Annotated in this window: 8 protein-coding genes; 7 read left to right on the top strand and 1 reads right to left on the bottom strand. The window is 39.1% G+C overall.

The features are described 5' to 3' along the window. The first annotated feature begins 81 nt into the window (after nt 1-81). The 4 genes from FC32_RS08540 to clpB all read left to right on the top strand — a co-directional run bounded on the left by FC32_RS08540 (nt 82) and on the right by clpB (nt 5817). Nucleotides 82-786 (top strand): tRNA (adenine(22)-N(1))-methyltransferase, encoded by a 705-nt coding sequence (locus FC32_RS08540; RefSeq protein ID WP_025087678.1) that lies wholly within the window; start codon nt 82-84, stop codon nt 784-786. Further along, on the top strand, nt 773-1888 hold the full coding sequence (locus tag FC32_RS08535; protein WP_025087677.1) for a Nif3-like dinuclear metal center hexameric protein: 1116 nt from the start codon (nt 773-775) through the stop codon (nt 1886-1888). Before FC32_RS08540 ends, FC32_RS08535 begins: the two co-directional genes overlap by 14 nt. A 21-nt stretch (nt 1889-1909) precedes the next feature. Then, nucleotides 1910-3151, top strand: a complete 1242-nt coding sequence (gene pepT, locus FC32_RS08530; RefSeq protein ID WP_025087676.1) for a peptidase T — start codon at nt 1910-1912, stop codon at nt 3149-3151. A 71-nt stretch (nt 3152-3222) separates the two neighbouring features. Next, nucleotides 3223-5817: an ATP-dependent chaperone ClpB gene (gene clpB, locus FC32_RS08525; RefSeq protein WP_056957390.1), complete on the top strand. Its 2595-nt coding sequence runs from the start codon at nt 3223-3225 to the stop codon at nt 5815-5817. Between the two features lie 38 nt (nt 5818-5855). Here clpB and FC32_RS08520 read toward each other — a convergent pair whose 3' ends face one another. After that, nucleotides 5856-6050 (bottom strand): YjzD family protein, encoded by a 195-nt coding sequence (locus FC32_RS08520; protein WP_025087675.1) that lies wholly within the window; start codon nt 6048-6050, stop codon nt 5856-5858. Nucleotides 6051-6192: 142 nt separating this feature from the next. Between FC32_RS08520 and dnaE the strand changes: the two genes are divergently transcribed. The 3 genes from dnaE (at nt 6193) to pyk (ending at nt 12472) form a co-directional block, all read left to right on the top strand. Then, the gene (gene dnaE / locus FC32_RS08515) at nt 6193-9495 is read left to right on the top strand and encodes a DNA polymerase III subunit alpha (protein WP_025087674.1); all 3303 of its coding nucleotides are present in this window, start codon (nt 6193-6195) and stop codon (nt 9493-9495) included. 125 nt (nt 9496-9620) lie between these two features. After that, nucleotides 9621-10583 carry a 6-phosphofructokinase gene (pfkA, locus tag FC32_RS08510; RefSeq protein WP_025087673.1) on the top strand — a complete coding sequence of 321 codons (963 nt, stop codon included), beginning with the start codon at nt 9621-9623 and terminating at the stop codon, nt 10581-10583. 128 nt (nt 10584-10711) lie between these two features. Beyond that, the gene (gene pyk / locus FC32_RS08505; RefSeq protein WP_025087672.1) at nt 10712-12472 is read left to right on the top strand and encodes a pyruvate kinase; all 1761 of its coding nucleotides are present in this window, start codon (nt 10712-10714) and stop codon (nt 12470-12472) included. Nucleotides 12473-12566 lie beyond the last annotated feature (94 nt).

The raw sequence follows: 12566 nt of genomic DNA, 5'->3' as shown, positions 1-12566 counted from the left end.
GGTTTTTTTGATAAAAGTCTAAAGCAAGCTTTCTGATGTGTGGTAGAATATTTTTAGAAGTAATTTATTGGAGGGATGCAGATGGATGCACACCATCTTTCAAAACGTTTGCTAGCAGTGGCTAAATTAGTGCCAACTAATGCGCGCTTAGCAGATATTGGTTCAGATCATGCTTATTTACCAGCTTATTTGGCGTTAAACGATCAATTAGCTTTTGGCGTTGCTGGTGAAGTTGTTAAAGGACCATACCAAAATGCTAAACAGGAGATCAAAAAAGAGGGACTTGATGATATCATTGAAGTTCGCCTGGCTGATGGGCTAGCTGCAATCAAAGCAACTGATAAAATAAATGTCGTAACGATTTGTGGCATGGGAGGCACTTTGATCAGTGATATTTTAGCAACTGGAAAAGATAAATTAGCTGATCATCCTCAATTGATCTTACAACCAAATGTTGGTGAAAGTAATGTTCGCAAGTGGTTAGTTGAAAACAATTATCAAATCGATTCTGAACAAATCATGCAAGAAGATGGACACATCTATGAGATCATTTCTGCCAGTTATACGCCAGTAAAACAAGAATTGACAGAGGCTGAACTTATCTTTGGACCATGGCTCTTAAAAGAAAAAAATGAAACTTTTAAAGCTAAATGGCAAAAAGAAATCGCAAAACTCGAAACAATTTTGATCGAGTTACAAAAAGCAAGTCATGTTCCAGCCACTAAAAAAGAAGCGCTTCAGACTAGAATTGCGCAAATAAGAGGTGTCTTAGATGGTGAAGGTTAAAGAGATCGTTCAAAAGTTTGAGGCCTTTGCGCCTAAACGGATCGCAGAACCAAATGATCCGATTGGGCTACAGTTAGGCGACTTAGAACAAGAAGTTAAAAAGATGATGGTGACGTTAGATGTCAGACCGGATGTGGTCAAAGAAGCCATTGAAAATCAGGTAGACTTTATTTTTGCGCATCATCCAGCAATGTTTGTCCCAGTAAAGCAATTTGATTTGAGTGTGCCTCAAAATAAAATGTATGCTGAGTTGATCAAACACAATATCACGGTGTATGCGGCACATACAAATTTAGATAATGCCAATGGAGGCATGAATGATTGGTTGGCGCAAGCTTTAGGTTTAGCTAATGTGAGTCCACTTTTACCAACACGGGCCGAAAAATGGTATAAATTAGCGGTTTTTGTCCCTACTGAAAATAGTGAGAGTTTGCGTCAAGCTTTAGCCGAGGCTGGTGCAGGTCAGTTAGGTGAATATAAGAGTTGCTCTTATACTCTGTCTGGTACAGGGCGTTTTATGCCAACTGAGGCCGCGGATCCTTATATTGGAAAAGCAGCCAAATTAGCTGAAGTTGCAGAAGATAAGATTGAGGTCGTTTTTCCAGCTAGCAAAAAAGCTCAAGTTTTAACTGCTATGCGTGCCGTTCATCCTTATGAAGAAATTGCATATGATTTATATCAAGTCGAAGATTTAGGCGAAAAGACGGGAATGGGACGAGTCGGTGAGTTAACAACTGCCATGACAGTTGAAAAATATGCAAAATTTTGTAAAGAAGTTTTGTCATTACAAGGATTACGCTTAGTAGCTCGTGATAAGCAAAAAATGGTTGAAAAAGTAGCAGTTTTAGGGGGATCAGGAGCAAAATTTTATCCGTATGCATTGAGACAAGGGGCTGATGTGTACGTGACAGGTGATGTATCTTACCATACTGCTCACGATATGTATGAAAGTGGCATGGCAGTTATTGATCCAGGCCACCATTTTGAAGCAATTTGTAAGCCACATTTAAAAGAACTATTTACTAAGTGGAATGGAGAAAATAATTGGGAGATCAAAGTTCTTTCTTCAAAACTCAATACTGATCCGTTTGACTTTATTTAAATAAAAAGGGGACCAAAGACTATGCCAAATTATCCTAATTTAGTACCACGCTTTTTAGAATATGTAAAAAAAGAAACACGATCTGATGAAAATTCAACGACTGTGCCTTCTACGCAAACACAGGTACAATTTGCTAAGGATATAGCTGTTGAATTAACTGCGATCGGGCTAAAAAATGTCCGAATCTCGGCCAAAAGTGGTTATGTTTTTGCGGAGTTACCAAGTAATTTAGCCGATGACAGTAACGTAAAGAAGGTTGGTTTTTTGGCTCATATGGACACAGCTGACTTTAATGCAACTGATGTTAAGCCAAAAATTGTTGAAAATTATGATGGTGAAAGTGACATTGCCTTAGATGATGCGCAAACGATCATGTTATCACCAAAGGATTTTCCTAATTTGAAAAATTATCAAGGTCATGATTTGATCACGACGGATGGGACCACCTTATTAGGTGCTGACGATAAAGCCGGAGTAGCTGAGATCATTACGGTGATGGAATACTTAGTAGCACATCCTGAGATCAAACATGGGACAGTCATGATCGGAATCGGACCAGATGAAGAGATCGGAACTGGCTCACTGAATTTTGATGTCGCCGAATTTGGTGCGGATATCGCGTATACTGTCGATGGTGGTCCATTAGGTGAGCTAGAATATGAAACGTTTAATGCAGCTCAAGCTAAACTCAAATTTTTAGGTAAAGAAGTTCATCCTGCTACGGCTAAGGGTGTGATGGTCAATGCGATCCAATTAGCCATGGACTATCACAATATGTTACCTAAAGATGAGGTTCCTGAAAAAACTGAGGGGCGTCAAGGCTTTTTCCATGTGATCGATGTCAACGGTTCGGTAGCCGAAGCTAGTTTGGCTTATATCATTCGTGATCATGACCGCGAGATCTTTGAACAAAGAAAACAATTAATGTTAGATAATGCGGCTAAGATGAATGCAACTTTAGGCGAAGAACGAGTGTTGATCGAAGTTAAAGATCAGTATTACAACATGCGTGAAGTGATCGAAAAGGATATGACGGTCGTTGAATTAGCTAAAGAAGCGATGAAAAATCTGGGGATCACACCAGAGATCTATCCGGTCCGTGGCGGTACAGATGGTTCAACGATTTCTTTTATGGGCTTACCGACCCCAAATATTTTTGCCGGTGGAGAAAATATGCATGGGCGTTATGAGTATGTTTCAAAACAAGTCATGCAACAAGCAGCTGATGTTGTATTAGAAATTATAAAATTAGCTGCTAAATAAACGTCAAGTAAGCGTGGTAAACTGCTACCACGTTTATTTGCATAAATTTAAGTGATTCGAGGTAATAAAAGATGAATAATGAAAATAATTTAACATCTGCTGTGCAAGATGCTTTAGGGCAAGCACAACAAATTGCTATCAATCGTCACCAACAAGAGATCGAAATTGCACATTTATTTAAATTTTTAGTCCAACCAGGACAATTGGTAACGGATATTTATAAAAAGGCGGGTGTTGAAGTTACCGCTTTTGAAGCTAAGATCGATGAAGTTTTAGATAAACTTCCAGAGGTTTCTGGTAGTGTTCAATATGGACAATCTTTTAGCCCTAAAATGCTACAGTTATTGCGGGATGCTGACGAAGTTAAACAAGAATTTACCGATGAATACATTTCACTTGATACGTTAGTTTTAGCCCTAATGACACAAAAATATGACCCATTAACTAGTTGGTTAGTTGAACATGGCTGCACCCGAGAAAAACTTTTAGCTACGATCACACAGATGCGTGCTGGTGAACGGGTGACCTCTAAAAATCAAGAAGAACAATACCAAGCATTGGAAAAATATGGGGTGGACCTAGTTAAACAGGTTCGGCAAGGAAAACAAGATCCAATCATTGGGCGAGACGAAGAAATTCGGGATGTTATCAGAATTTTGTCACGTAAAACAAAGAATAACCCTGTTTTGATCGGAGAACCTGGTGTGGGTAAAACTGCGATCATCGAAGGGTTAGCACAACGGATCGTGCGCAAAGATGTCCCTGATAATCTTAAGGACAAAACGATTTTTTCTTTAGATATGGGATCTTTGATCGCAGGAGCGAAATATCGTGGTGAATTTGAAGAACGCCTAAAAGCAGTTTTAAAAGAAGTTTCTAAAAGTGAAGGGCAAATTATCTTATTTATTGATGAGATCCATAATATTGTTGGTGCCGGCAAAACAGAAGGTAGCATGGATGCAGGTAACTTATTAAAACCCATGCTTGCTCGGGGTGAATTGCATTTGATCGGGGCAACGACTTTAGACGAATATCGTGAATATGTTGAAAAGGATAAAGCATTAGAGCGTCGTTTCCAAAAAGTTCTAGTCAAAGAACCCACAGTTGAAGACACAATCTCGATTTTACGTGGCCTAAAGGAACGCTATGAGATCCACCATGGAGTACGGATCCACGACAGTGCCTTGGTTGCGGCCGCTACCTTATCTAATCGCTACATTACTGACCGCTTTTTACCTGACAAAGCGATCGATTTAGTAGATGAAGCTTGTGCTGAGATCAGGGTCGAAATGAATTCGATGCCAACCGAACTTGATCAAGTGACACGTCAATTGATGCGCCAAGAAGTCGAAGAAGCGGCTTTGAAAAAAGAGACCGATCCAGCATCTAAGAAACGCCTGGCTGAAATGCAAAGTGAATTAGCTGAGTTACGCGAAAAAGCTAACCAATTAAAAATGCGTTGGGAAAGTGAAAAAGAAGATGTCCAAAAACTAAGTGAGAAAAAATCCGAGTTAGACAAAGCTAAGCATGACCTAGAAGAAGCTGAAAATAACTATGATCTCGAAAAAGCTGCTAAATTACAGCATGCAACGATTCCCGAATTAGAAAAAGAATTAGCCAATTTAGAGCATTCTGAACGGACCGATGATTGGTTAGTCGAAGAATCAGTGACTGAAGAAGAGATCGCTTCGGTAGTAAGTCGGTTGACAGGGATCCCAGTAGCTAAGTTGGTCCAAGGTGAACGCCAAAAATTATTGCATTTAGCAGAAAACTTGCATAAACGAGTTATTGGGCAAGATGAAGCTGTAAAAGCAGTCTCAGATGCTGTTTTACGCTCACGTGCTGGCTTGCAAGATCCATCTAAGCCTTTGGGATCATTTATGTTTTTAGGACCTACAGGGGTCGGTAAGACCGAATTAGCCAAAGCTTTGGCTAAAGATCTCTTTGATTCAGATAAACATATGGTTCGGATCGATATGTCAGAATACATGGAAAAAGCATCGGTCTCGCGTTTGGTTGGGGCAGCACCAGGATATATCGGTTATGAAGAAGGCGGGCAGTTAACGGAAGCTGTTCGGCGCAATCCTTATACGATCGTTTTGTTTGATGAGATCGAAAAAGCTCACCCAGATGTGTTCAATATTCTTTTACAAGTGCTCGATGATGGACGTTTAACAGATGGACAAGGACGGACCGTTGATTTTAGAAATACGATCTTGATCTTGACTTCAAATCTAGGTTCAAACTTATTGCTAGATGGTTTAAACGAGAATAATAAAATTTCGGATGAAGTAAAAGAACAAGTGTTAAAAGTTGCACAAGCGCACTTTAAACCAGAATTTCTCAACCGAATTGACGATATCATCATGTTTTCACCATTAACGATAGATGTAATCGGACAAATTGTTGATAAATTTGTGGCACAGTTGTCAAATCGCTTAGCCGCTCAAGAGATCAGTTTAACGATCTCACCAGAAGCAAGAGATTGGATCGCTAAAAATGGTTATGATCCAGCTTATGGTGCTCGTCCATTACAAAGATTCATTACTAATCAGATCGAAACTCCACTAGCACGTGAGATCGTTGCGGGCAATATTTTACCACACAGTGAAGTTAAGATCGCTTTAGTAGATGGTAAATTAGAATTTGTCAAAGAAACAAAGTGATAATAAAAAAACGAGGCTAATTTTAGTCTCGTTTTTTATTACTTATTCTTTTTAGCTTCTTTTGGGCTCTTAACGAAGAATTGTAAGCAGTTGATCGCAATAAAACCACCGATCATCGCAATAACTCCGCTTTGAACTGGTTGGAATTGAGTCGCATCTAATGCTGAAAGAACATAACCGATCACTTCACCATAGATAAAGCCCCAAAATAAGATCGTAAGTTGTTTTGCCATTAGCCAACACCTCTCATTCTCAATAGTAGTTTAGCATAAAGCAAAAAAATTTGCACAGATAATTTGCAAATCTTGTCGCTTTTTGAAAATCAAAGAGTAAATTTGTATAATTATAACAAAGAATTTGAAAGGAGGAAGTGCTATGTTTAGTCCGCTACAAGTCATAAGTTCTAACAGTTTGTTAAAAAGTACTTTACGGATCGAAGATTATGTTAAGCAAGCCAAAGAGTTAGGTTATAAAAACATTGCGCTTAGTGACATCAACGTCATGTATGGGGTGCTTGATTTTTACCACGCTTGTCAAAAATATGACATTAAGCCGATCATAGGGCTAACGTTAGAATTTGAGGAAAATGCCCAACTGATGGTCTTCGCTAAAAATAATACGGGTTATCACAATTTACTCAAGCTTTCTTCGCTTAAAATGACACATCAAAATATCCCTTTAGACTTTAGCGAATTTTTGGAGTTATCAAGTTCATATTGGCATGATCTGGTGATCGTTTCTCCTGCGCAAAGCTCGCTTTTTACTAAGTATTATGAGCAAGCGCCTGAATTATTAGGTGCATTAAAAAAAATCGGAGACCCAAATAGTGTTTATCTAGGAGTCGATCCGTTAGTTGCAAAACAAGAAACGTTGACGTCAAATGTTTTGGCAAAACAAACAAATACTCCTTTGATCGCAGCGAGTGCAGTCCATTATTTACAGCAAAATGAATACTTTGAAGTTAGCGTTTTGCGTGCGATCGGTAATTCAGAAAAATTAGATTTTGAAACAGCTGTCAAAAATATGAGTGGCATTCACTATTTACGTGAACCAAAGCAGTATCTAGTCGAATACGAACGTGCAGGGCTAAAAACTGCTTATGAAACGAACCAACAAGTGTGCGCGCAATTTGAGCTGACGCTAGACTTTCCTAAAACAAAATTGCCTCACTTTAAGACACCTAATGGATTGAGTGCAAAAGAGTACTTGGCAAAGTTGTGTCGCGAAGGTTTACGGATGCGGATCCAAACCGATCAAATAGTTGACTATACTCCTTATATCGCACGGTTAAAAGAAGAATTAGATATCATTCATCAAATGGGGTTTGATGATTATTTTTTGATCGTGTGGGATGTCACCAATTTTGCCCATGAAAATCAGATCCGTATCGGTCCAGGGCGTGGTTCGGCAGCCGGTTCTTTAGTCTCGTATGTGTTAAAAATCACAGATGTTGACCCCCTAAAATACGGGCTGTTGTTTGAACGTTTCTTAAATCCTAGACGGGCTCAAATGCCTGATATTGATCTTGACATTCCGGATACTAAACGTGATCAAGTCATCAAGTATGTTCATCAAAAATATGGACATGAACATATGGCTCAGATCATTACTTTTGGAACTTTAGGCGCTAGACAAGCGATTCGAGATGTAGGGCGAGTTTTAGGTCTGACGAGTTTTGAATTAGATCAGTGGGCTAAAGCTTTACCACATAAATATAAATTAACACTAACTGAAGCTTATGCAGAATCACAAAAAGTTAAAAATTTAGTAGCCGATAGCCAACGAAATGAGTTGTTATTTAAAACTGCGCTCAAATTAGAAGGTTTACCACGGCACTATTCAACTCACGCTGCTGGGGTGATCTTAAGTGATCAAGTTTTAAGTGACCTAGTTCCAGTTCAATTGGGCTCAGATCAGATCTTGTTATCACAATTTGCTAAAAATCAAGTTGAAGAAGCCGGCTTATTGAAAATCGATTTTTTAGGCTTACGTAATCTATCGATCTTAGACAATGCACTAAAATTCGTAAAAAAAGGCTATGGCACGCAACTTGATTTAAAAAAGATCTCGTTAAATGATCCTTTGACTTTGAAATTATTTCAAGCAGCTAAAACTAATGGGATCTTTCAATTTGAATCATTTGGGATCAAAAATGTTTTGCGTGAGTTACATCCAACTTCATTTGAAGACATTGCTGCGGTCAATGCGCTTTATCGCCCTGGTCCGATGAATAATATTGAAAAATTTATCGTACGCAAGCATGGGAAAGAAGCAATCACTTACCCAGTAGCAGAATTAGCTACGGTATTAAAAAATACTTACGGTATCATTGTTTACCAAGAGCAAGTTATGCAAGTAGCGACAGTAATGGGGGGCTTTAGTCTAGGGCAAGCCGATCTTTTACGGCGTGCGATCAGTAAAAAAGATCATCAAAAAATCGCGGAGATGCAAAATTTATTTGTTGCGGGCGCTTTAAGCAAAGGCTATGCTAAAGAACAAGCTTTAAGAGTCTATGAGTATATGAAAAAATTTGGTGATTATGGCTTTAACCGTTCCCATGCGGTGGCATACTCAAAAATGGCTTTTGAGCTGGCTTACATTAAAGTCCATTATCCGGGAGCTTTTTTTGCGGCTTTGATAAATTCTGTTACTGGAAATGATACAAAAATCAGAGAATATTTAGCCGAAGCAAAACAGTTTAATTTAAAGATCAAAGGTCCAGATATTAACGCTAGCCAAGCATATTTCACTTTGAAAGATGGAAATTTGGTGTTTGGCTTAAATTCGATCAAAACCTTACGTGGCGACCTGATCAAAGAAATTTTGACTGAACGCTATCAAAACGGCAAATTTAAGAGCTTGACCGATTTTATCCAACGTTTAAATAAAAAATTTCTCAAAGAAGAACAACTTATAGCTTTGATTTATGCTGGTACGTTTGATGCTTTAGAACCTGATCGAAGCCAATTGTTAGCGCAATTACCACAGATCATGAATAATGTTTCTTTAAGTGGTGAAAATCAAACACTTTTTGAAATGTTAGCACCAAAAGAAGTAAAAGCTCCTGAGATCACGCAAGATGAATTACTAGCTAAGGAATTTTATTATCTAGGGACTTATGTTTCAGGTCATCCGATCGAAAAATATCAGTGGTTGGCTAAATTAAAACAAACAAAATTAGTGTCTGAATTAGTGCCAAATACATCGACTAAAACTTTAGTCTACGTTAAAAATGTGCGGGTGATCCGAACTAAAAAAGGTGAGCAAATGGCATTTGTACAAGTTGCTGACCAAAGTGCCGAATTAGAGTTAGTTGTTTTTCCAAATGTTTACCAGCAGTGCTCAACTCTGCTGGAAAAAGGTAATATTTTATTGGTCTCAGGCAAAGTTGAACTCAGAAATAACACTAAAAATCTATTGGTGGCAGATCTACGGCTAGCAACTGATTTTTCGAAAAAATGTTATTATTTGCGGCTAGTTGATGAGCTTGAGCAATTTAAACCAGCTTTGAACCAAATTTTAAGACAACATCATGGAAATGTTCCAGTAATTTTAATTGAAGAAAATGAGAATAGAAAAATAATTCTCAAAGAAAATTTGTGGCTAAAAGATGATGATCAGACAATCGAAGCGCTATCAAAGTTGTTAGGTAGCAAAAACGTTATCTTAAAGCAATGAAAATTTATGAAAACAGATTTTAATTTATTGGCAAAAAAGCAATTTTTTACAAGACAACTGTCACTAAAAGTGATACTATTACATTTGGAGAATGTAGTACTACAATTATTACTTGAGGTGAAGAAATGAAACGCATTGGTATTTTAACAAGCGGTGGCGATGCCTCCGGGATGAACGCTGCTGTACGTGCAATTGCCCGTTCTGCTATGAATGCAGGCCTTGAAGCTTATGGTATCAACTATGGCTACAAGGGTCTTGTTGAAGGCAACATCTTCAAGATGGAATCTTCACAATTAGACGGTATCATCAATCGCGGTGGCACAATTCTTTATTCCGCACGTTTCCCAGAATTTGCGGAAGAAGAAGTGCAACTAAAAGGTATCGAACAACTTAACAAGTTCGGAATCGATGCTTTAGTTGTTATTGGTGGCGATGGTTCTTACCATGGTGCTTTGAAGCTTACAAAACATGGCTTTAACTCAATTGGTGTTCCAGGCACGATCGATAATGATATTCCAGGAACTGATTTCACAATTGGTTTTGATACAGCTGTTAATGTGGCAACTGAAGCACTTGACCGCATCAATGATACTGCAACTTCTCACCAACGTGTATTCGTTGTTGAAGTTATGGGTCGTGGCGCAGGTGATATCGCATTATGGTCCGGGATCGCAGCCGGAGCAGATGCAATCGTTGTTCCTGAACGTGATTATGACGTTAAGGCAATTGCCGACAAGTTGCTCAAGAATCGTGAAAATGGCAAAGATCATGGCTTGATCGTTTTAGCTGAAGGGGTAACTTCTGCTGCTAAGTTCAAAGAAGAACTTGACAAGCATGGTGACTTTGACAGTCGTGCTATCACATTAGGTCACATCCAACGTGGTGGCGTACCAACAGCTAAAGACCGTGTCTTGGCTAGTCGCTTTGGTGACTATGCTGTCCGCTTATTGCTTGAAGGCAAGGGTGGCTTAGCTATCGGTATCCGCGATAATAAGCTTGTTGCAACAGATATCATTGATACTTTAGAAAATCACAAGCACATGACAGACGTGTCCTTGCTTGACTTAAACGAACGGTTGAGTTTCTAAGATCTATGATAGCAAGTGGTAGTTGACCGGTACTACCAGAACAGTTTTACTGTCGAAGTTTTGATTTTATCAAAATGATCCGGGACAAGATGCAGAGCATTAAGATTTTCAAAGGAGAGAATTAACTCATGAAAAAGACCAAGATCGTAAGTACACTTGGACCAGCTAGTTCAGATTTAGATACAATTTCAAAATTGATCGAAGCAGGCGCTAACGTCTTCCGCTTCAACTTTTCTCATGGTGACCATGAAGAACATTTAGGCCGTATGAACCTTGTGCGTGAAGCAGAAAAGGTTACAGGTAAGATGGTTGGTATCATGCTTGATACAAAGGGTGCTGAAATCCGTACAACTGTACAACAAGGTGGTAAATTACACTTTAACATCGGTGATGAAGTACGTATTTCGATGGATCCTACTGTTGAAGGTACAAAAGAAAAGATCGCTGTTACTTATGCTGACTTATACGATGATGTTCATGAAGGTGGCCACGTATTATTTGACGATGGTTTGATCGACATGAAGATCGAAAAGAAAGACGAAGCAAACCGCGAATTAGTATGTACAGTTCTTAACGAAGGTACACTTGGTTCCCGTAAAGGTGTTAACGCTCCTGGCGTTTCTATCAACTTACCTGGTATCACAGAAAAAGATGCTGACGATATCCGCTTTGGTTTAGATAACGAAATCAACTTTATCGCTGCTTCCTTTGTACGTAAGCCTCAAGACGTTTTAGATATTCGTGAACTTTTAGAAGAAAAGAACATGGAACATGTTCAAATCTTCCCTAAGATCGAATCTCAAGAAGGTATCGATAACTTTGATGAAATCTTGAAAGTTTCTGATGGTTTGATGATCGCTCGTGGTGACATGGGTGTTGAAATCCCAGCAGAAAATGTTCCTTTGGTACAAAAAGAATTGATCAAGAAGTGTAACGCTGCTGGTAAACCAGTTATCACAGCTACGCAAATGCTTGATTCTATGCAAGAAAACCCACGTCCAACACGTGCTGAAGCTTCTGACGTTGCTAACGCTGTGTTTGATGGTACAGATGCAACAATGCTTTCTGGTGAATCTGCAAACGGTGACTACCCAGTTGAAGCTGTTGCAACAATGGCTCGTATCGACGTTAAAGCTGAAAATGCATTACGTCAACACAAACCATTTACATTGAACGAATTTGACAAGACAGACGTGACAGAAGCAATCGGTCGTGCCGTTGCTGAAGCAGCTGACAACTTGAACATCAAGACAATCGTTGCTGCTACAAAATCTGGTCACACAGCTCGTATGATCTCCAAGTACCGTCCAGATGCAGATATCTTGGCAGTTACATTCGATGAACGTACACGTCGTGGCTTGTCTATCAACTGGGGTGTCTTCCCTGTTGTTGCTGAAACACCAAGCTCAACTGATGAAATGTTCAGCTTAGCAACAGAAAAAGCTAAAGAAGTTGGCTTTGCTAAGGAAGGCGATTTGATCTTGATCACTGCTGGTGTTCCTGTTGGTGAAAAAGGTACAACTAACGTTATGAAGATCCAATTAATTGGTTCAAAATTAGTTGAAGGTCAAGGCGTTGGCGACGAAACAGTTATCGGTAAAGCTGTTGTAGCAACATCTGCTGCTGAAGCAAACGAAAAAGCTGTTGAAGGTGCTATCCTTGTAACAAAGACAACTGACAAAGATTACTTACCAGCAATCGAAAAAGCATCTGCTTTGATCGTTGAAAACGGTGGTTTAACATCACATGCTGCTGTTGTAGGTATCTCAATGGGTATTCCTGTAATCGTTGGTGCTACAAACGCAACAGAATTGATCTCTGACGGCGAAGTTGTTACAGTTGATTCTCGTCGTGGTATTGTTTACCACGGTGCATCAAACGCACTTTAAGCCGAAAGGTAAAAAATAGGACTTTACTGATTGTAAAAAATTAGAAATTGTCCCCAAAATTAAATAACTAGTTATCGGACCCGCTTCGTTTGAG

This window comes from Ligilactobacillus apodemi DSM 16634 = JCM 16172, assembly GCF_001434405.1.
Classification (GTDB): Bacteria; Bacillota; Bacilli; order Lactobacillales; family Lactobacillaceae; genus Ligilactobacillus; species Ligilactobacillus apodemi.
The sequence above is the reverse complement of the archived record's forward strand: the minus strand, read 5'-3'. Positions and strand labels throughout refer to the sequence as shown.